Origin of the sequence: Anaeromyxobacter sp. Red801 (genome assembly GCF_049201065.2) — a bacterium.
GTDB lineage: Bacteria > Myxococcota > Myxococcia > Myxococcales > Anaeromyxobacteraceae > Anaeromyxobacter.
Genome location: NZ_CM181236.1, coordinates 2,421,845 through 2,441,645 on the forward strand (window position 1 = coordinate 2,421,845; position 19,801 = coordinate 2,441,645).

Annotated in this window: 19 protein-coding genes and 1 tRNA gene; 10 read left to right on the forward strand and 10 right to left on the reverse strand. The window is 74.5% G+C overall.

Annotated features, from left to right (window positions below; genetic code table 11):
- Positions 1-81 precede the first annotated feature (81 nt).
- Complete coding sequence (locus ACOQFB_RS11160; RefSeq protein WP_421610294.1) at positions 82-504, forward strand: hypothetical protein; 423 nt, start codon at positions 82-84, stop codon at positions 502-504.
- Here ACOQFB_RS11160 and ACOQFB_RS11165 read toward each other — a convergent pair.
- From ACOQFB_RS11165 to ACOQFB_RS11175, 3 genes are read right to left on the reverse strand one after another with little or no spacing between them, the layout of a single operon-like run.
- On the reverse strand, positions 501-1,226 hold the full coding sequence (locus ACOQFB_RS11165) for an RluA family pseudouridine synthase (RefSeq protein ID WP_421610295.1): 726 nt from the start codon (positions 1,224-1,226) through the stop codon (positions 501-503). The two genes, ACOQFB_RS11160 and ACOQFB_RS11165, sit on opposite strands and share 4 nt — an antisense overlap.
- A complete protein-coding gene (locus ACOQFB_RS11170; RefSeq protein WP_421610296.1) occupies positions 1,223-2,542 on the reverse strand; it encodes a M16 family metallopeptidase in 1,320 nt (439 codons plus the stop codon). The genes ACOQFB_RS11165 and ACOQFB_RS11170 overlap by 4 nt, the downstream gene beginning before the upstream one ends.
- Entirely contained in the window at positions 2,539-3,864 is a 1,326-nt protein-coding gene (locus tag ACOQFB_RS11175) for a M16 family metallopeptidase (RefSeq protein WP_421610317.1), read from the reverse strand. Before ACOQFB_RS11175 ends, ACOQFB_RS11170 begins: the two co-directional genes overlap by 4 nt.
- 228 nt (positions 3,865-4,092) lie before the next feature.
- On the opposite strand from ACOQFB_RS11175, the gene ACOQFB_RS11180 reads away from it, so the two are divergent.
- Positions 4,093-4,338, forward strand: a complete 246-nt coding sequence (locus ACOQFB_RS11180) for a helix-turn-helix domain-containing protein (RefSeq protein WP_012526021.1) — start codon at positions 4,093-4,095, stop codon at positions 4,336-4,338.
- A gap of 42 nt (positions 4,339-4,380) precedes the next feature.
- Here ACOQFB_RS11180 and ACOQFB_RS11185 read toward each other — a convergent pair whose 3' ends face one another.
- The gene (locus ACOQFB_RS11185; protein WP_059437173.1) at positions 4,381-4,605 is read right to left on the reverse strand and encodes a hypothetical protein; all 225 of its coding nucleotides are present in this window, start codon (positions 4,603-4,605) and stop codon (positions 4,381-4,383) included.
- Between the two features lie 129 nt (positions 4,606-4,734).
- Here ACOQFB_RS11185 and ACOQFB_RS11190 point away from each other — a divergent pair, with 129 nt between their 5' ends.
- The 3 genes from ACOQFB_RS11190 (at position 4,735) to ACOQFB_RS11200 (ending at position 8,676) form a co-directional block, all read left to right on the forward strand.
- Positions 4,735-6,363 carry an HAD-IG family 5'-nucleotidase gene (locus ACOQFB_RS11190; protein ID WP_421610297.1) on the forward strand — a complete coding sequence of 543 codons (1,629 nt, stop codon included), beginning with the start codon at positions 4,735-4,737 and terminating at the stop codon, positions 6,361-6,363.
- A gap of 231 nt (positions 6,364-6,594) precedes the next feature.
- Positions 6,595-8,424, forward strand: a complete 1,830-nt coding sequence (locus ACOQFB_RS11195; protein ID WP_421610298.1) for a PxKF domain-containing protein — start codon at positions 6,595-6,597, stop codon at positions 8,422-8,424.
- Positions 8,425-8,577: 153 nt separating this feature from the next.
- Positions 8,578-8,676 (forward strand) — tRNA-Sec (locus ACOQFB_RS11200).
- Between the two features lie 16 nt (positions 8,677-8,692).
- On the opposite strand, the gene ACOQFB_RS11205 is transcribed toward ACOQFB_RS11200, so the two are convergent.
- Positions 8,693-9,940, reverse strand: coding sequence for an MFS transporter (locus ACOQFB_RS11205; RefSeq protein ID WP_421610299.1), 1,248 nt, complete (start codon positions 9,938-9,940; stop codon positions 8,693-8,695).
- 86 nt (positions 9,941-10,026) lie between these two features.
- Between ACOQFB_RS11205 and ACOQFB_RS11210 the strand changes: the two genes are divergently transcribed.
- On the forward strand, positions 10,027-10,932 hold the full coding sequence (locus ACOQFB_RS11210) for a LysR family transcriptional regulator (protein WP_421610300.1): 906 nt from the start codon (positions 10,027-10,029) through the stop codon (positions 10,930-10,932).
- Between the two features lie 63 nt (positions 10,933-10,995).
- Here ACOQFB_RS11210 and ACOQFB_RS11215 read toward each other — a convergent pair whose 3' ends face one another.
- Positions 10,996-12,003: a cytochrome c3 family protein gene (locus ACOQFB_RS11215; RefSeq protein WP_421610301.1), complete on the reverse strand. Its 1,008-nt coding sequence runs from the start codon at positions 12,001-12,003 to the stop codon at positions 10,996-10,998.
- Positions 12,004-12,134: 131 nt separating this feature from the next.
- The gene (msrA, locus tag ACOQFB_RS11220; RefSeq protein WP_421610302.1) at positions 12,135-12,776 is read right to left on the reverse strand and encodes a peptide-methionine (S)-S-oxide reductase MsrA; all 642 of its coding nucleotides are present in this window, start codon (positions 12,774-12,776) and stop codon (positions 12,135-12,137) included.
- Positions 12,777-12,904: 128 nt separating this feature from the next.
- Between msrA and ACOQFB_RS11225 the strand changes: the two genes are divergently transcribed.
- Complete coding sequence (locus ACOQFB_RS11225; protein ID WP_421610303.1) at positions 12,905-13,177, forward strand: hypothetical protein; 273 nt, start codon at positions 12,905-12,907, stop codon at positions 13,175-13,177.
- A gap of 51 nt (positions 13,178-13,228) precedes the next feature.
- On the opposite strand, the gene ACOQFB_RS11230 is transcribed toward ACOQFB_RS11225, so the two are convergent.
- The 3 genes from ACOQFB_RS11230 to speA all read right to left on the reverse strand — a co-directional run bounded on the left by ACOQFB_RS11230 (position 13,229) and on the right by speA (position 15,961).
- Positions 13,229-13,432, reverse strand: a complete 204-nt coding sequence (locus tag ACOQFB_RS11230; protein WP_059438651.1) for a dodecin — start codon at positions 13,430-13,432, stop codon at positions 13,229-13,231.
- A 97-nt stretch (positions 13,433-13,529) separates the two neighbouring features.
- Positions 13,530-13,958, reverse strand: coding sequence for a DnaJ family domain-containing protein (locus tag ACOQFB_RS11235; RefSeq protein ID WP_421610304.1), 429 nt, complete (start codon positions 13,956-13,958; stop codon positions 13,530-13,532).
- Positions 13,959-13,996: 38 nt separating this feature from the next.
- On the reverse strand, positions 13,997-15,961 hold the full coding sequence (gene speA / locus ACOQFB_RS11240) for a biosynthetic arginine decarboxylase (RefSeq protein ID WP_059438649.1): 1,965 nt from the start codon (positions 15,959-15,961) through the stop codon (positions 13,997-13,999).
- An 89-nt stretch (positions 15,962-16,050) separates the two neighbouring features.
- Here speA and ACOQFB_RS11245 point away from each other — a divergent pair, with 89 nt between their 5' ends.
- From ACOQFB_RS11245 to ACOQFB_RS11255, 3 genes are read left to right on the forward strand one after another with little or no spacing between them, the layout of a single operon-like run.
- Positions 16,051-17,916: an ABC transporter ATP-binding protein gene (locus tag ACOQFB_RS11245; protein WP_421610305.1), complete on the forward strand. Its 1,866-nt coding sequence runs from the start codon at positions 16,051-16,053 to the stop codon at positions 17,914-17,916.
- A gap of 3 nt (positions 17,917-17,919) precedes the next feature.
- Positions 17,920-18,525 carry a class I SAM-dependent methyltransferase gene (locus ACOQFB_RS11250; protein WP_421610306.1) on the forward strand — a complete coding sequence of 202 codons (606 nt, stop codon included), beginning with the start codon at positions 17,920-17,922 and terminating at the stop codon, positions 18,523-18,525.
- A 9-nt stretch (positions 18,526-18,534) separates the two neighbouring features.
- Positions 18,535-19,782 carry a hypothetical protein gene (locus ACOQFB_RS11255; protein ID WP_421610307.1) on the forward strand — a complete coding sequence of 416 codons (1,248 nt, stop codon included), beginning with the start codon at positions 18,535-18,537 and terminating at the stop codon, positions 19,780-19,782.
- Positions 19,783-19,801: the final 19 nt, after the last annotated feature.

A 19,801-nucleotide genomic window follows, 5' to 3' on the forward strand; every position in this document is an offset into this window, starting at 1 on the left:
CCCGCTTTCGCGCGGCCCCGGTCGCGTGCGGCATCGATTCGTGAGGCGCCGGGCGGGGTCGCGGCTATACTCCGCGCCCCCATGGTCAAGGTCGGCGGCGAGGTCGATTCGTTCTGCACGAAGTGCCAGCTCATGCTGGCGCACACGGTTCACGCGGTGGTCGCCGGCAAGCCGGTGAAGGTGGAGTGCAACACCTGCCACGGCGTACACCGGTACAAGGGCCCGGCCGGCGCGTCGGCGCCGCGCGCCGCCTCCGGCGCGGCCGGGGCCCGGCCCGCGCGCGCCCCGCGCGAGAAGGCGGCGGCGGTGCCGTTCGAGGACCTGCTCGGCGCGAGGGACGCGTCGAGCGCCCGCCCCTACTCGCCCAAGACCACCTTCCGCGTGGACGAGGTGGTCGATCACCCGCTGTTCGGGCGCGGCTTCGTCTCCGCCGTCCGCGACGGCGGCAAGATCGAGATCACCTTCCGCTCCGACGTGAAGATCCTGGTCCACGCCCGCGGCTAGCCGCCGCCCGGCGTCCCCCGCAGCAGCGCCAGCACCCCGGCCAGGTCGGCGGGCAGCGGCGCCTCCAGCACCAGCTCCCGCCCGTCCGAGGGGTGGCGCAGCGCCAGCCGCGCCGCGTGGAGCGGCGTGCGCGCGAGCACCGGCTCGCCGCCCGGGCCGAGCAGCGGGGCCGCGTCGCCGTAGGCGGGGTCCACGGCGAGCGGCGTGCCCGCCGCGGCGAGGTGCACGCGGATCTGGTGGGTGCGCCCGGTCTCCGGGAGCGCCTCGACGAGCGCGAGCGGCCCGCCGCCGAGCGGGTGCGCCGGGTACGCCTCGAGCCGGCGCACCACCGTCGCGGAGGGCTTCCCGCGCGGATCGTCCGGCGCGGCCGGGCGCATGCGCCCCTTGCGCCCCGGCGCGATGGCCACCTCGATGCGCTGCTCGGCGGGCGGGGCGCCACGCACCAGCGCCAGGTAGCGCTTGCGCGGCTCGCCCCGGTCGAACGCCAGGTTGAGCGCGCGGTGCGCCGCGGCGGTGCGCGCGAGCACCAGCACGCCGCTCGTGTTCCGGTCGAGCCGGTGCACCACCCAGAGCCGGCCGAAGCGCGCCTCCAGCTCCTCGCGCAGGCTCGGCTCGCCGCCGGCGCGCCCCGGGATGACCAGCCGCCCCGCCGGCTTGTCCACCGCGAGGAGGTCCGCGTCCTCGTGGAGCACCGCCACCGGGACGGCGGGCGCCGCGGTCACACCATCTTCCTGGCGGGGATCACCTTCACCGGCCCGAACCGCTCCAGCGAGCGCGCGATGGCCCGCGCCGGGCCGACCGCCACCACCACCCGGCGGTCGAGCGGGAAGTAGCGCCGCCCGACCTCGCGGCACTGCTCGGGCGTCACCGCCCGCACCCGCTCGCGGAACTCGGCCACCTCGCTGTCGTCGAGCCCGTACAGCTCCAGGTCGGCGAGCTTCTCGGCGAGCTGGTCGTGCGTCTCGAGCGAGAGCGGGTACAGGCCGCAGAGGTAGCTCTGGGTCCGCTCCAGCTCCTCCGCCGACGGGCCCTCGGCGCAGAAGCGCGCCGTCTCGTCGAGGGTGACCTGCACGATCTCGGCGGTGGTCTCGACCTTGGTGAAGGTGGACACGAAGAACAGGCCGCCCACGGCGCTGGTGGCGAAGCGGCTCCGCACGCCGTAGGAGAGGCCGCGGTTCACGCGGATCGCCTCCATCAGCCGCGAGGTGAACCCGCCGCCGAGCACCGCGCTCGCCACCATGCCCGGGTAGTAGTCCGGGCTGCGGCGCGCGAACCCCTCGGACGCGATCCGGACCTGGCTCTGCGTCACGTCCGGCTTGTCCACCACCAGCACCGCGGTGCGCGGCGCCGTGGTCGGGGGGAGCGGCGGCAGCGGGCGCTCCGCGGTGCGCCACCCGGCGAAGCGGCGCCGCACCAGCGCGAGCACCTCGTCGGCGCGGACCGCGCCCACCACCACCAGGAACGCGGCGGAGGGCCGGTAGTAGCGCTGGTGGAAGCCGGCCACGTCGGCCCGCCGGACCGCGCCGAGCGAGCGCACCGTGCCCTCCGGCGAACGCGCGTACGGGTGCGCGCCGTAGCCGGCCGCGAGCATGGCCCGGTCGGCGACCACGCCCGGCTCGTCGAGATCGTGGGCGAGCGCGGCCACCTCGCGGCGGCGCAGCCGGTCCACCTCGCGGGCGGGGAACGTCGGGTTCCCCGCCATCTCGGCGAGCACGTCGAGGCAGCGCGGCAGGACCTCCACCGGCGCCGACAGGCCGAAGTAGGACGCGTCCTCGTCCACGCCGGTGCCGAGCTCGGCGCCGATCGACTCGATGGCGAGGTCGATCTCCTCGCCCGTGTGCCGGCGGGTGCCGCGCCGGGCCGCCAGCGCGACGAGGTGCGAGAGGCCGGAGCGCCCGGACGGATCGAGCGAGGCGCCGCCGCGCAGGACGAGGCGCACCGCGGCGAGCGGGATGCCCTTGCGCTCGGCGACGATCACCCGCAGGCCGCCGGGCAGCGTCTCGCGGCGGATGGGCGGCAGCGCGATGGAGGGGCTCACCGGCGCACCTCCGGGTCGAGCACCACCACCGAGCGGCGGGTCGGGTCGAGGTACTCGGCCGCCACCCGCCGCACGTCGCGCACCCCCACCGCGGCGTAGTGCTCGAGCGCCCGCCCGGCCTCCCGCCAGTCGCCCAGGAGCGCCTCCGCCTGCCCGAGCGCGTGCGCCACCCCGTGGTGGGTGGCCAGCTCGTGGAGCACCGAGCTGCGCAGCAGCGCCTTGGCGCGCCGCACCTCGGCGGCGGTCACGCCGCGCGCGGCCACCCTGGCGAGCTCGGCCCACAGCTCCTTCTCCGCCTTCTCCACCGGCACCCCCGGCGCGAGCTCGGCGAAGGCCAGGAAGACGCCCGGGTCGATGCGCCAGCCCCAGCTGATCGAGACCGACACCGCCAGCTCCAGCTCCTGCACCAGCCGCCGGCGCAGGCGCGACGACTCGCCCACCGCGAGGCACACCTGCAGCACGTCCAGGGCGGCGGAGTCCGGGCTGCGTGCCGCCGGGCCGCGCCACCCCGCCAGCAGCGCCGGCGCCTGCGCCGGGTAGCGGACGGTGGCGCGCCGCTCGCCGCGCTGGGGCGGCTCGCCCTGCGGCACCGGCGCGGGCCGCGGGCCGGCCGGGATGTCGGCGTAGTAGCGCTCCACCAGCCGCAGCGTGGCGTCCGGGTCCACGTCGCCGACCACGTACACCGCGGCGTTGCTGGGCGCGTAGTAGGTCCGGAAGAACGCCTCGCAGTCCTCGCGGGCGATGCGCTGGATGTCCTCCATCCAGCCGATCACCGGCCAGCGGTACGGGTGCGCGAGGAACACCAGCGACTCGAGCTGCTCCTCCATCAGGCCGAAGATCGAGTTCTCGGTGCGGAGGCGGCGCTCCTCCTTCACCACCTCGCGCTCCTGCTCCAGCGAGTCCTCGGTCAGGCGCAGCGAGCGCATCCGGTCCGACTCGAGGTCCACCACCGTCTCGAGCGCCTCGGCGGCGAAGTCCTCGTAGTAGGCGGTGACGTCGTTGGAGGTGTAGGCGTTCGAGTGGCCGCCGCGCGCCTCCAGGACCCGGTCGAACTCCTTCGGGCCGTAGCGCGCCGCGCCGTTGAACATCATGTGCTCGAACAGGTGGCTGATGCCGGTCAGCCCCAGCCGCTCGTTCCGGGAGCCGACCTGGAAGAACGTGTAGTAGCTGACCGTGGGGGTGCTCCGCTCGGGGAGTACACGGACCCGCAGTCCGTTCGACAGGGTGTGCGCGCGGACCTGCGCGAGGTCGAGCAGGGCGGGCGACTCGGGTTGGCTGGCCATCCGGCGCGGAACATAGCCGCGGCCGGACGCCCCGTCCATCAGGCGGACGGCCCGCCGCTCCGCCGCCCGTCCGCCGCGGCGCGCCACGGCCCTCCACCGGAATAGTCGCGTGGTCCGGGGACGTTCACTTGCCTTGGGCGATCGACAGTAGGTCGGTGGACCCGAGAAACCGTTCGGTTCTACAAAATCCGGCCACTGCCACGTTCCGTTCGGGCGACTGGCCGTCAACCCAACGACCCGGGTTCAAGCGTGAGGATCCCAGAAGCGATGGCGACCAAGACGAAGACGCAGCGGGATCCCCGCCGCGAGGAGCTGCGCCGGCTCGGCGAGCGGGTTCGCGAGCACCGCCGGGGACGCGGCATGACGCAGGAGGCGCTCGCGGAGGCGCTCGATCTCTCCGTCGCGTACGTGAGCCTCATCGAGCGCGGCGGGCGCAACCCGCCGTACACCACGGTCGTCGCGATCGCGCGGGCGCTCGGCATCCCGGCGACGCGCATCGTCGCGGAGGACTAGCGGCGCGAAGGGGGAGGCCGGGCCGGCGCGAGGCGGGCCCGGCTAGATCGGATCGAGCGGCCGGCCGCAGGCGGCGCAGCGACCCTTGCTGCGCCGGAGCGGCAGGCCGCAGCCGGGGCACCTCTTCACCTTGGGTGACCGCTCGACGGCCGCGGCGCGGCCGTCCCCCGGCGGAGCCCTGCCGGCCTCCAGGCGGGCGACGCGCTCCTCCAGCGCCGCGAGGCGCGCGAGCAGGTCCGGCGAGGTCTGGCGCTTGCGGGCGGCCACGGCAGGCCGAGCCTGCCACGCCGCCCCGTCCGGTCAAGGATCCGGCCCCCGCCGGCATGGCCCGCGCCGGGCCGCGCGGCCCCGACCACGCGTTGAGGCCCCCTCCCCGGCGTGTTATCTCGGCGCGGGATGGATCTTCCTCGCACCGACGCACCCGCCGCCGGCCCGCTGGGTCGTGCCTACGAGAGCCCCGACGTCCGCGCCCTGCTGGCCGAGCAGCACGGCTCGCACCGCGAGGTCCCCCGCGCGCGGCAGGTCTTCGTCAACCGCAACCTGCGGATGGACCGCATCGAGGCGGTCGGCTTCGACATGGACTACACGCTGGCGATCTACCACCTGCGCCAGCTCGAGACCCTCGCGTTCCAGATGACGCTGGCGCGGATGATCGCGGTGATGGGGTACCCGCCCGCCCTCGGGGCGCTGCACTACGATCCCGAGTTCGTGATCCGCGGGCTGGTCGTGGACAAGCTCCACGGCAACATCTTCAAGATGGACCGGCACAACCACGTGGGCCGCTGCTACCACGGCCGCCGGGAGCTGCCGTTCGACGAGCTGAAGCGCCTGTACCGCGAGGAGAAGATCCACCTCTCGCTGCCGCGCTTCGCCTGGATCGACACGCTGTTCGCGCTGCCCGAGGCCTGCCTGTTCGCGCTGGTGATCGAGCTGCTCGAGGGGCTCGGGCAGACGGTGGACTACGCCCGGCTCTACGACGACATCCGCGAGGCCATCGACACGGTGCACCGCGACGGCACGCTCAAGGCCGAGGTGAAGAAGGAGCTGCCGCGCTACCTCGTGAAGGACGCCGAGCTCGGGCCCGCGCTCCACAAGCTGCGCTCGGGCGGCAAGAAGCTGTTCGTGCTCACCAACTCGCTGTGGGACTACACCGACGCGGTGATGTCCTACGTGCTCGACGGCGTGCTGCCCGAGTACCCGAGCTGGCGGAACTACTTCGACGCGGTGATCACCGGCGCCGCCAAGCCGGCGTTCTTCGCGGAGCGGCGGCCGCTGTACGAGGTCGGGCCGGGCGGCGAGCTGGGGGCCGAGCCCGCCTCGCTCGAGCGCGGGCGCTTCTACCAGGGCGGCGACCTGCCCACGCTGGAGCGGCTGCTCGGGATCGGCGGGGACCGGATCCTGTACGTCGGCGACCACATCTACGGCGACATCCTGCGGTCGAAGAAGAGCTCGCTCTGGCGCACCTGCATGATCGTGCAGGAGCTGGAGGACGAGCTGGCCTGGCTGGAGCGGAACCAGACCTCGCTCGCGGAGCTGTCGCGGCTCGAGGACCTGCGCGTGCGCGTGGAGGACGAGCTCTCGGTGCACCGCGCCGCGCTGAACGTGCTCGACCGGCGCATCGAGCGCGACGAGCCCTCCCCCGAGGAGCGCGAGCGGCTGGAGCAGGAGCGCCGCCGGGACAAGGCGGAGATGGAGGCGCTCCGGCGCGCCCAGCGCGACGCGAACGCGCGCATCGAGGAGCTGCAGCAGGGCGTGGAGGGCGGCTTCAACCGCTACTGGGGGCTCACGTTCAAGGAGGGGAACGAGAACTCGCGCTTCGGCGAGCAGATCGAGGACTACGCCTGCCTCTACACCAGCCGCGTGTCCAACTTCGTCTTCTACTCGCCCATGCAGTACTTCCGCTCGCCGCGCGCGGCGATGCCGCACGAGCGCGCCGCGCCCGCCCGCATCTCGCCCTGGGGCGACGAGCACGGCGCGCCGGTGGCCGGCGACCGCCCGTCCAAGGCGTCGAAGGCGTCGCGCTGACGACGCCACTCGCGTACCGCAACGCGTCGGCAGCGGCCGCCCTGCCGGGCCGCGTCCCGACGTTCGGGGACGCAACGCGGTGACGTGCATCAAGCCGGCTCCGCCGAAGGAGGCGCACTCCCGGTCGCGATGCGATCCCTCGTGGGGTGACGGCATCATGTCCGCGATTGAGCACGATTGCCGGTGATAGGTGTCCTCGCGTTCCACTGACAGTCTGGAACGGGGGATCCCATGCTCGGTCTCGCGAAGGGGATGGCGGCGGCCGCCGTGCTGCTCGCTTCCGCCGGCGCATTCGCGCTCGACGTCGGGCCGGAGTTCGTGGTCGCGGGCAGCGCGCTGTCGCCCTACAGCGACGCGCTCACACCGGGCTACGCGACGAACGGCTACCGCGGCCGGGTCGCGGTGGCGCCGACGCCGGCCGGCTACGCCGTCGCGTGGAGCGGCGCCGACCGCAGGATCTACGCGCTGGCGCTCGGCAGGTACGGCGAGTCGCTCGGGGGCGCCCCGGTTCGCGTCGGCGAGAACGGGCATTCCCCCTCGATCTCCTGCGCCAGCGACAACTGCCTGGTGGTCTGGCGGGCGCGGGACGGATCCACGGATTCCTTCGGAAACGTCCGCGCCGCCATCTTCGGCGCGCGCCTCTCCCACGACATGCAGCTGCTCGACCCGTCGCCCATCCAGATCGCGCTCTATCCCGAGCCCGCGCGCAACCGGAGCTGGCAGGTGATCGGCGCGCAGTCGGACACGGACGGTGCGAACTACTACGTGAGCTACATCTCCCTCTTCGACGCGCCCGGCTGCTACACGCTCTGGGGCGCCGCGATCTCGAGCGCCGGGGTGCTGGCCCCGCCGACCATGCTCGCCCAGGAGTGCGACTGGGGCTACCCGCTCGAGTGGGCCGGCCTGTACGACGGGGACTACTTCGTCGCGCTCCAGTGGTGGGACGAAATGCCCCCGAGGCGCTGGCCGACCACGGTGCTCGCCTATTCCACAGCCAATCGCTTCATCAACTGGGATCAGCCGAGCCCCTGGTGGCCGATCGAGGTCGCGTCGGGCGGGCCGTCGTCGCTCGTCCTCTTCAACTCGTATGACTACGAGTTCCACGACGACGTGGCCTCGCTGACGCAGTTCACGTTGCGGGCCGGCTGGCTCGGCGACCAGCCGGTCCAGTTCACGGCCGACAACACCGCGCTGCTCCAGGCCGAGCCCCGTGCCGAGTCGACGGGCGGGTACCCGGTCGTCGGGGCTTTCGACGGTCGGCAGTACCTCACCATCTGGTGGACGCGGCGCGCGTATCAGCCCGCGGACGTCCTCGGGACCCTGCTCCCGGTCGACTTCTCCCCCGCGGTCGCCGCGCAGGCGCTCTTCTCGTCGGTGAGCGTCGAGCCCGCGCTCGCGTCCGTGGAGAACGGGACCGCCCTGCTGCTGTACGCGGCGCCATCCGCGGCGGATCCGACGGTGGACGAGGTCAGGGGCCGCCTGATCTTCACCGGCTCGATGCCGCCGATCGTCACCGTGCCGCCGTCGATCGCGGCGACCGCCAGCTCCGCAGGCGGCGCCACGGTCTCGTTCGCTGCGACCGCCCACGACGACTACGCGGGGACGTTGCTGCCGACGTGCTCCCCGCCGTCCGGCGCGATCTTCCCACCCGGAACCACGCGCGTGACGTGCTCCGCCGTCGACCCGGCCGGGAACGCAGGGTTCGCGTCGTTCGACGTGGCGGTGACCTTCCAGTGGAGCGGAGTGCTTCCGCCGGTGCGACCCGAGGGTTCCTCGGTGTTCAAGGCGGGCCGGACCGTCCCGGTGAAGTTCCAGCTCGCGGGCGCGAGCGCCGGGATCACGGATCTCCAGGCTCGGCTGTTCCTGTCGCAGATGACGGACGCCGTGCTCGGGACCGTCGAGGAGGAGGCTCCCTTCACGTACGGGGCGACCGTCGGCAACCTCTTCCGCTTCGACGGCGAGCAGTACGTCTTCAACCTGAAGGTCGCGAGCGGGACCTGGATGGTGAGGATCGACCTCGGCGACGGAGTCGACCGGAGCGTCCAGGTCTCGGCGAACTGACGCTCCCGGCCCGCCGGGCGGGCGCGCCGTTCGCGGGCGGAGTGGCTCCGGTCATCCACCGCGAGCGGCGGGCGTCGCGCCGACCCGCCCCGGCCGGCCGCGCGCCCAACGCCGCGCTTGACCCGGCCCCCGCGCGCACGTACACCCGATCCCGGCAGAGCGTCCTAGGCTGGTGCCGGGCCCGGTCTTCAAAACCGGTGGATGGTGCTGAGAGGCGCTGTCGGAGGGTTCGATTCCCTTGCTCTGCCGCCATCCGTCCCCGTGGCGTTCAGCGTGTGGGGCGCCGCGCCACCACCGCGAGCGCCGCGACGCCGCACCCGGCGGCCAGCGCCGCCACCGTCGCCCACCCTCCCCGCGCGTAGGCGGGCACGGCCAGCGCCGAGCCGGCGGCGGCGCCCAGGAAGAACGTCCCGGTGTACAGGCCGTTCAGCCGCCCGCGCGCCTCGGGACGGACGCCGTTCAGCGCCTGCCGCGCGAGCGCCTGATCCGCGATGACGCCGGCGTCGAGCACGCCCGCCGCGACGACCAGGAGCGCCAGCGCCGCGCCCGGCCCGAGCGCGAGCCAGCCGGCGCGCGCCGCGCCGGCGAGCGCCATGGCCCCGGCCACCGCCGCCAGCGCGAGCGCGCTGGCGGGACGGTTCCACCCGCGGTCGCCGGCGCGCCCGGCCAGCGGCGCGACGGCGGCGCCGCTGACCCCGGCGAGCGCGAACAGCGCGATGCCGCGCGGACCGAGCCCGAACGGCGGCGCGGCGAGGAGGAGCGGGACCGTCGCCCAGAACGCGCCGAACGCCGCCATGGAGAGGGCCGAGCCGAGCGCGCGCCGGCGCAGCACCGGCTCGCCGGCAGCCAGCGCCGCGAGCGAGCGGAGCAGCGCGACGTAGCCCGGGCCGGCCGGGCCGCGCCAGCGCGGCAGCCGTCGCCACAGCGGCAGGCCAGCGCCGAGCGCCAGCGCCGCCCACGCCGCGTACACGGTGCGCCAGCCCCACGCGCCGGCCACCACGCTGGAGATGGGGCGCGCCAGGAGGATCCCCAGCATGAGCCCGCTCATCACGTCGCCGACCACCCGCCCCCGCCGCTCCGGGGGCGCGAGGTGCGCGGCGAGCGCCACCAGCACCTGGATGACGCTGCAGCTCGCGCCGAGCAGCAGCGCGGCCGCGAGGAACGCCGCCGGCCCGGGCGCCGCCGCGGCGGCCGCGGCCGCGACGGCGTTCGCCCCGAGCAGCCGCAGCGCCAGGCTGCGGTTCTCCAGCACGTCGCCGAGCGGGACGAGCAGCACCAGCCCGAGCGCGTAGCCCAGGAACGTGGCGGTGACCGCCGCCCCCGCCCAGCCCGGCGACATCCCGAGCGCCGGCCCGATGCTCCCGACCAGCGGCTGCGCGAGGTACAGGCTGCCGGCCGGGACCCCGACCGCGATGGCCATGGCGGCCACCAGGCTGCGAGTGGGTCCTGGCGCGGCGCTGGCCGGCGGCGGCGAGGCGATGGCTGGGGCGGTGCGGGCGGCGGTCGAGCGCGGCATGCGGAGTCTCCGGAGGTCGAGCCGGAGACCTAGGCGGCGGCGCCCCGCGGCGAACCCGGGCGGCGCGGGATAGACTCTCTCGCCGCATGGGAGAATCGGTCGGACGGCTGGCGGACCTCGAGGCGTTCGTGGCGGTGGTGGAGCACGGGAGCCTCACCGCGGCGGCTCGCGCGATGGGGCGCTCGCTGCAGGCGGTGAGCCGGTCGCTGGCGGCGCTGGAGCGCGACCTGGGCGTGGAGCTGGTGCGCCGGACGACGCGCCGCTCCAGCCCCTCCGCGCCGGGGCTCGCCTACTACCGGCGCGTCCGGGCAGCGCTGTCCGACCTGGACGACGCGCGGCGCGAGGCGGCGGAGGGGCACACCGAGGCCACCGGCGTCCTGCGGGTGGGCGCGTCGTCGCTGTTCGGCCCGGGCCAGGTCGTGCCGGCGCTGGCGGCGTTCCTCGAGCGCCACCCTCGGCTGGAGGCCGACCTCCAGATCAACGACCGCTTCGTGGACCTCATCGCGGCCGGGCTGGACGTGGCGATCCGGATCGGCAGCCTCTCCGACTCCACCCTGCGCGCGCGGCGCATCGCGGCGCTGCGCCAGGTCTACTTCGCCGCCCCGGGCTACCTCGCCCGCGCCGGGCGTCCGGAGCGGCCCGACGACCTGGCACGCCACGCCTGCCTGGTGTGGACCGGCTACCGGCGCGGCGCCTCGTGGCCGTTCCGCGTCGAGGGAAAGGACGAGCGCGTGCAGGTCGGCGGACGGCTCCGCACCACCTCGCTCACGGCGGCCATCGAAGGTGCGGCGCGGGGGCTGGGGATCGGCGCCGCCACGCTGTGGCAGGTCCGGGCGCACCTGGATCGTGGCGCGCTGGAGCTGGTCCTGACCGACTTCGAGCCCCCGCCGGTCCCGGTGCACGCGCTGTGGCCCGCCTCGCGGACGCCCCCGGCGCGCACGCGCCTGTTCGTGGAGTTCCTGGCGGAGCGCTTCCGGGCCGAGCCGCCGTGAGCGTGTCCGACCGCGCCCGATCGACGGAGGCGCGCGGTCCCGATCCGGCGCGTCCGGGAGTTTCTACCGCGCGAACTGCTCCAGCCGGTAGCCGGAGGTCACGCTGAAGGCGAACATCACCCCGCCCTCCCGCTCGCCGAGGTCGTCGCGGCGGCGCACCAGGTCGGAGACGCCCGCGAACGAGAAGGTGAGCGTGTCGAGCCAGGGGACGGCGCGCCGCCAGGCCAGGCCGACCCGCGCGCCCAGCGCGGGCATGAGCACGACCGTGCTCCCGGCGGCGTCCACGCCGCCGATGCCGACGAGCTGGAGCGCGACGCGCTCGTGCACCGGGAGCTCGGCCCCGCCGCCCACCATGAAGAGCACCCGGCCCTGGTCGCGCCCGCCCACCCAGTCCAGGCTGTGCGTGAGGAGCGCGCGGTCGTAGTGCGAGGTGAGGCGGACCGAGGGGCCGGCGACGAGGTCCTGGCCCGAGCCGCCGAGGACGGAGAGGCCGGCCTCGAGCGTGCGCACGAACGGCGCCAGCGCCGGCCCCGGCTCCACCTCGCCGGCGGCGCCGTGGGGCAGCGACGGCACCGCCGCGGCGCCCCTCGCCACGCCGCCGGTCACCCCGCCGGCGGAGGGCGCCGCCGACATGAGCGGGCGCGCCTCGCCGGCCCGGATCACCGCGCCGGCCGGGGGCTTCGGCGCCGCCTCGGCCACCACCGGCGCCTCCTTCGGCGGCGCCACCACGTGGCAGCCGCGACAGTCGGTCGGCCCCTTCGCGAGCTGCACGTGGCAGCTGCGGCAGGTGTCGTGGGCCAGCCTGGGCGTGAACTCGATCTTGGTGACCGCGCCGTTCCCGTGGCAGGACTTGCAGGAGATCTTCCGCGCGAGGTGCGCGGCGTGATCGAGCGTGACCGTGCCGTAGGTCTTGGTCGTCCGGACGACCGTCGAGGGCGGCGGCGGGAGCGCCGTGATGACCACCCCGCCGGCGGCCTCCGGGACCGACGCCACGCGCGCGCTCTCGGGGGGAGGCTGGGGCGTCGCGGCGAGCGCCAACGCCAGGAACGCTGCGAGCGGCGCCACGGGCATGGCGCGCACCATACCCGAGGTGCGGCGCCCTCCGACAGCCCCGCCACCGCGGCACGCGGCCGTGCCGCGCAAAGGTTTCGCGCCGCCTGCGCTGGATCAAGCGCACGCCGCCGGGCCGGCGCGCCCGCGGCTCAGCGCGCGGCGAACGCGGGGCAGCTCACCCCGGTGCCGCCGATGCCGCAGTAGCCCTCCGGGTTCTTGGCCAGGTACTGCTGGTGATACTCCTCGGCGTAGTAGAACGGCGGCGCGTCGCGGAGCTCGGTGGTGATCGCCCCGCCCCCGCGCGCCGCGAGCGCGGCCCGGTACGCCTCGCGCGACGCCTCCGCCAGCCGCCGCTGCGCCTCACCGTGCGTGTACACGGCGGAGCGGTACTGCGTCCCCACGTCGTTCCCCTGCCGCATGCCCTGGGTCGGGTCGTGCGACTCCCAGAACACCTTCAGGAGATCGGCGTACGAGACCGTGGCCGGGTCGAACACCACGCGCACGACCTCGGCGTGCCCGGTGCGGCCGGTGCAGACCTCCCGGTACGTCGGGTTGGGCGTCTCGCCGCCCGCGTAGCCGACCGCGGTCGCGTACACGCCGGGCAGGCGCCAGAACACGCGCTCGGCGCCCCAGAAGCAGCCGAGGCCGAAGTCGGCGAGCTCCAGGCTGGCGGGGAACGGAGGGACGATCCGGTTGCCGTTGACGAAGTGGTGCTCGGGGACGGGCATCGGCGCGTCGCGGCCGGGGAGCGCCTCGCCGGCCGCCGGGAGCGTGGGCTTCTTCGCGAACATGGGAGGGGATGTAACGGGCGCGCCACGAGCGGCGCCACCCGCCCGAGGGCACCCCACGTGACGCTTTCCCGCCGGCGGGGCGAGGCCGTCAATGGCGCCCGCAGCTCCCCTGAACCAGGAGACGGACCATGAAGCGCCTCGCACTCGCCGCCCTGCTCGCCGGCCTCGCCGCGCCGGCGCTCGGCGCCACGAAGACGTACCAGGTCACCGGCCCGGTGGTGGAGGTCGGCGACGAGAGCATCACCGTGCAGAAGGGCAAGGAGAAGTGGGAGATCGCCCGGAGCGCCGACACCAAGCTCACCGGCGAGGTGAAGAAGGGCGACAAGGTGACGATCGAGTACCGCATGACCGCCACGAGCATCGAGGTGAAGCCCGGGAAGGCCGCCGCGAAGGCGAAGTAGCCCGCGCGCGCTCCCGGGCCCCGCGGCCCGGGAGCGCCGCCGCGTCCCGCCTCACTCCAGCTTGAAGCCGATGCGCAGCGTCACCTGGAACTCGGCCACCTTGCCGTCCTTGATGGCGCCGCGCTGCTCGGCCACCTCGAACCAGCTCATGTGCCGCACCGTCCGGCCCGCCTCCTCGATCGCGGCCCGGGTCGCCTCCGCGAAGCTCACCGGGGACGTCCCGACCACCTCGATCTTCTTGTAGACGCCGCTCATCTCGGCTCCTCTCCCCGGCCGCGCGCCGGCTTGGTTGACGGTCGGTCACCATGATGCGCCGCCGCCGCGAGGTCCGCAGACGCCCTGGTGGGTCCGTTCACCGTGGGCGGAGGCCCGGCGCCGGGGTGGCCGCGGCGCGGCGCGCCCGCCAGCGCTCCAGCGCCGCCTCCACGTCGAGCGGCGCGAGCGTGGTGGGCGGGCCGGCCACCGCGGTCCGGTTGATGCGGCGGATGCGCGCGTTCAGCGCCTCGAGGCGCTCGCGGACCACCCGCTCGTCGTCGAGCCGCTCGATCCCGGCCAGCACCGCCTCGGCCTCGTGGCGGATCGCGATCGCGTCGGGCAGGGAGGAGAGCCCCTCGCGCTTCAGCTTCTCCTTGATCCACCAGGCCTCGGGCAGCTCGCCGCCGGTGAGCGGCAGCGGCTTGCCGGCGCCGGAGAGGCGCTCGAACGCGCCCTCCTCCTGCGCCTCGCGGATGAGGCGCTCCACGAAGGTCTCGTGGCCCTCGCCCTGCCTGCGCCGCGCCACGCCCGATCCATTGCGCCGCGGGCGCGCGGGCGCAAGCGCTACACGCCGCCCAGGTACGTGTAGCCCTTCATCACCGCCTCGTAGAAGTCCTGCAGGCTCACGCCCTCCTTCGGGCGGATGGCGCCTTCCTTCACCTTCTGGTCGAGCGCGGCCTTCACGCGGCGGAACAGGTCGGCGGGCTCGTACTGCACGCGCGAGAGCACCTTCTCGATGGTGTCCCCGGGGATGACCTCCTCGATGTAGAAGTCCTCCGGGTCCTCGTCGTCCACGAACACGTGGATCTCGTTCACCCGGCCGAACAGGTTGTGCATGTCGCCCATGATGTCCTGGTAGGCGCCGGTCATGAACATGCCGAGGTAGTACGGCTCGCCGGGGCGGAGCGCGTGGAGCGAGAGCGTCTCGTCCACCCCCTCCCCCTCGATGAAGCGGTCGATCTTCCCGTCCGAGTCGCAGGTGATGTCCACGATGGTCGTGTCGCGGGTGGGCGCCTCGCCCATCCGGTGCAGCGGCACGATCGGGAAGAGCTGGTCGAAGGCCCAGTGATCCGGCGCGCTCTGGAAGAGCGAGAAGTTCGCCATGTACTGGTCGGCGATCTTGTCGCCCAGGTCCTTGGTCTCGCGCGGCGGCCGCTTCTTGCCGCGGTTCATGTCGGCGATGCCGCGCACCAGCTTCCAGAACAGGCTCTCCACCACGGCGCGCTCCTCCAGCCCGAGGATGCCGAGCTTGAACATCTGGAGCGCCTCCTCCTTCTTGGCGGCGGCGTCGTGGTAGGTCTCGGCGCGGTTGCGCGGGGTGAGCGAGGAGACGATCTCGCGCATCTCGCGGACCACCTTGGCCTCGTTCGGCTCGGGCTCGGAGGCCTTGGCGATCTCCTCGGCCGAGCCGATCTCGATGTGCCCGAACACCGGGATGATGATGCAGGAGTGGTGCGCGGTGACCGCGCGGCCCGACTCCGAGACGAGGTGCGGCTCGGGCACGCCCTCGTTCATGCAGACGCGCTGCACGTTGTAGACGACGTCGCCCACGTACTCGTCCATCGAGTAGTTCACCGACGAGGCGAAGTCGTTGGTGCGGGTGCCCACGTAGTCCACGCCCAGGCCGCCGCCCACGTCGAAGTACTCGATGGGCAGCCCCATCTTCCGCAGCTTGGCGTAGACGCGGGCGCCCTCGTTGACCGCGTCCTTCACCACCCGGATCTCGGTGAGCTGCGAGCCGACGTGGAAGTGGAGGAGCTTCGCGCAGTGCTCCTTGCCGGCCTCCTTCAGGATCCGCACCGCCTGGATCAGCTCCGGGACGGTGAGGCCGAACTTGGCGAAGTCGCCGGAGGAGCCCTCCCACTTCCCGGTGCCGCGGGTGGTGAGCTTGGAGCGCAGCCCGACCATCGGGTCCACGCCCATCTCCTCGCCCAGCCGCAGCAGCTGCGGCAGCTCGGAGAGCTTCTCGATCACCACGATCACCTTGCGGCCCAGCTTGCGCCCGAGCAGCGCCAGCCGCAGGTACTCCTCGTCCTTGTAGCCGTTGCAGATGGTGAGCGCCTCGGGGTCGGCGTTCATCCCGAGCACCACCAGCAGCTCGCCCTTCGAGCCCGCCTCGAGGCCGTAGTGGTACGGCGCGCCGGCGTCGACGATCTCGTCGACGACCTCGCGCATCTGGTTCACCTTGATCGGGTAGACGCCGAAGTAGCTCGCGCCGTAGCCCATCTCGGCGACGGCCTTGCCGAACGCCTCGTTGATCTGCTTCACCCGCGCGCGCAGCACGTCCTGGAACCGGACCACGCACGGGAAGCCGATGTTGCGCTCGCGGATGTCCTCGACCACGTCCATCAGGTCGATGGTCGGGCCCGGCTGGCCCATGGGGTGGACGGCGACGTGCCCCTTCTCGTTGATGGAGAAGAAGCCGGCGCCCCAGCCGCTCACGTTGTAGTACTGCGCCGCGCGCTCGATGGACCAGTCCGCGGCCGCCATCGCCGTAGTCGCGTCGCTCCGCTGCTCGGGGATGCTCATGTCGCCGCTGATCTACGACACCGCGGCCGAGAAATGAAGCGTCGCGCCCGTCGACTTCGCGGGCGCCGTCCGCTAAGGAACGATCCCCGGTGACCCCGCGCCACGCCCGCCCTCCCCGCCCCACCGCCGACGCCTCGCTCCGCGGCCGGATCGCGGGCGCCCGGACCGTGTTCCGGCAGGTCCCGGGCACGCTGCGGCTGGTGTGGGACACCGACCGCCGCAGCGCCCTGGCGGTGGCGGCGCTCACGCTGGTCTCGGCCCTGCTGCCCGCGGCGGTCGCCTGGGTCGGCAAGCTCATCGTGGACGGCGTGGTGGCCTCCGCCCGCAGCGGCCTCGCCGCCGACCGGGTGCGCGTGCTGTGGCTCGTCGCCGCGGAGGCCGGGCTGATGGGCCTCCAGCTGGCGCTCGCCCGGCTCCTCGGGATGCTGCGCGAGCTGATGCGCGCCGGCGTCGGCAACGTCATCAACGAGCGCATCCTGGAGAAGGCGGTCGAGCTCGAGCTCCGGCACTTCGAGGACGCCGAGGTCTACGACAAGATGCAGAACGCCCGGCGGGAGGCCTCCGCCCGGCCGCTCTCCCTCGCCATGCAGGCGTTCGCGATCGGGCAGAACGCCGTCACGCTCGCGGCGCTGTCCGGCCTGCTCCTCCGCCTCTCCCCGGCGAGCGTCCTCGTCATCGTGGCCGCGTCCATCCCGGCGTTCGTGGCCGAGGCCCGCCTCTCGGCCGAGTCGTTCCGGGTGAACACCTGGCGCGCACCCGAGGGGCGCAAGCTCAACTACCTCGAGTGGATCCTGACCCGCGACAGCCACGTGAAGGAGGTGAAGCTGTTCGGGCTGGGCCCGCTCGTGCTGGGGCGCTACCGGGCGCTGTTCCGCAAGTTCTTCGAGGAGGACCGGCGCATCGCCATCCGCCGCATGCGCGCCGGCGTGGCGTTCGGGCTGGTCTCGCTGGCCGCCTTCTACGGGATGTACGCGCTCATGGCGGGCCGCGCCGCCCAGGGCGCCATCACCCTCGGCGACCTCACGCTCTACATCGCGGTGTTCCGGCAGGGCCAGGGGGCGGTGCAGGCCATCCTCTCCGCCATGGGCGGCATGTACGAGGACGCGCTGTTCATGTCCAACCTGTTCGCCTTCCTGGGCATCCCGACCGGCGGCGAGGCGCCGCGGGTCCGGCCGGCGCTGTCGCCGCCGCGCGGCCGCCCCGGGGCGCTCGAGCTGCGCGACGTGTCCTTCCGCTACCCGGGCAAGCAGGAGTGGGCGCTCCGGAACGTGACGCTCACGCTCGCGCCCGGCGAGAAGCTGGGCCTGGTGGGCGAGAACGGCGCGGGCAAGAGCACGCTGGTGAAGCTGCTGCTCCGGCTGTACGAGCCCACCGAGGGCGCCATCCTGTACGGCGGGGTGGACCTGCGCGACATGGACCCGGCCGACCTGCGCGGCCGGATCGGCGCGGTGTTCCAGGACTTCGTGCGGTACCAGTTCACCGCCGCCGAGAACATCGGCCTCGGCAACCCGCTCCACGTGGACGACCGCCCCCGCATCGAGGAGGCGGCCCGGCGCGGCGGGGCCGAGCCGGTCATCGACGCGCTCCCGCAGCGCTACGACACCGTGCTGGGCGGCTGGTTCGAGCGCGGGCACGAGATCTCCGCCGGGCAGTGGCAGAAGCTGGCCATCGCGCGGGCGTTCATGCGCGAGGCGGAGGTGCTCATCCTCGACGAGCCGACCGCGTCCATCGACGCGGAGGCCGAGCACGAGCTGTTCCAGCGCTTCCAGGCGCTCGCCGCGCACCGCTCCGCCATCGTGATCTCCCACCGCTTCTCGACCGTCCGCATCGCCGACCGCATCGGGGTGCTGCACGGGGGGCGCCTCGAGGAGCTCGGCACGCACCAGGAGCTGATCGCGCGGGACGGCCGGTACGCCCACCTCTTCCACCTGCAGGCGCAGGGCTACCTGGACTGACGGATGCGCGGCCTCGAGCAGATCCCCTGGCTCTACGACCTCGGCCTCTCGCTCGCCGAGCGCGGGGTGGTGGGACGCTGGCGGCGGTGGCTCGCCGGCGGCGCCCGCGGCCGGACCCTCGACCTCGGCACCGGGACCGGGCGCAACCTGCCGCTCGCGCCGGGCGAGGTGCGCATCCTGGCGCTCGATCCCCACCCGCAGAACCTGGCCCGCGCCCGCCGCCGCGGCCCGAGCGTGCCGATGGTCCGGGCGAGGGCCGAAGCGCTGCCCTTCCGCGACGGGGCCTTCGACACGGTGCTCTGCGCGCTCGTGCTGTGCAGCGTGGAGGACCCGCCGCGCGCGCTCGCCGAGCTGCGGCGCGTGCTCCGGCCCGGCGGCGACCTGCGCGCCATGGAGCACGTGCGCCCGGCCGGCCTCGCGGGGCGCATCCACGACCTCCTGCAGCCGGCCTGGACCTGGGTGACCGGCGGCTGCCACCCGAACCGCGACACCGAGCGGGCCATCGCGGAGGCCGGCTTCGAGCTCGTCCCGGCGAGCCGCGAGGCCCGCGGCAACCTGCGCCGGCTGGAGGCGCGCGCGCCCCTGTCGCGCGGGCCCGACTCCCGGTAACGTCGTCGCGTGCGCCCCGACCGACGCCTCCGCCCGCTGCGCGCCCTCGCCGCGGCGCTGCTCGCCGCGGTCGCGGCGCCTGCGACGGCCGCCGAGCCGCCGGAGCCGGACGCGCCGCCGGCCGCCGCGCCGTCCACGCCCGCGCCGTCCACGCCCGCACCGCCGGCGCCGGAGGCGACGGCACCGGCCGCGCCCACGCCATCGCCGCCGGCCGAGGCCGGCCCCGAGACCACGCCGGCGCCGCCGCCCGATCCCTCCGTCGCGCCCAAGGACACCTCCCCGCCCCCGTACGCCGAGGACACCTGGCTCGACGTCGGCCACGCCTTCCTCGAGGAGCGGCTGTTCGCGCCGGTGCTGGTGCTCGACCGGTTCTTCTCCGACGAGCGCGACCTCGAGGCCGAGCGCGCCCGCTCGTTCCTGCGCGTGCGCAACGCGCTCCGCGTCCACCAGTACGGCACGCCCGCGTACGCGCTCGACGTCCGGGCGGTGCTGCGCCTGCCCGGGCTGAACCGGAGGCTGGAGCGGCTCCGCCTGGTGATCGTGGGCCAGGCGGAGGACGTGGTGAACGGGTTCTACCCGGAGCTGACCGGCGCGACGCCGCTCGGCCCGAACCAGCAGGGCGCCGCCAACGCGGAGCTGCGCTACGGCGCCTGGGACGGCCTCTACTCGCACGTGGACCTCGGCACGGGCCTCCTGCTCGAGCTCCCGGTCGGCGCGTTCGGGCGGGTGCGCTACCGGGCGTCGGTCCCGCTGGGCCGGTGGGTGCTGGGTCGCATGGCGCTGGCGGGGTTCTGGCGCACCGACACGCGGCTCGGTACCTCGCTCGACGCCTCGGTCGAGCGCCCGCTCCGCTCCATCGCGCTCGTGCGGCTCGCCGGCACCTCGCGGCTCACCCAGCGCAGCCGCGGGATCGAGTGGGGCTCGGAGCTGGCCGGCCTCCGCGCGCTGGGCCCGCGGACCGCGGTGTCGCTGGCCGCCTCGGTGGAGGGCGCCACCGACGCGCCGACGGACGTGGACCGCTACCGCGTCTACGGCCGCTTCCGGCGCGACCTCTACCGGCGCTGGATCTTCTACGAGCTGGAGCCGGAGGTGGCCTGGCCGTGGGAGGCCGAGCGCGGCGGGCGCTTCCGCGAGTTCGCCATCACCTTCCGGCTCGAGGTGCAGCTCCAGGGCAGCGAGCCGCCGGTCGAGCCACCGGCCGAGCTGCCCGAGCCGCGCGACCCGCCCCACCTCCGGCCGCCGCACGCCACGCCCTAGGCCGCCTCCCGCGTCGGGA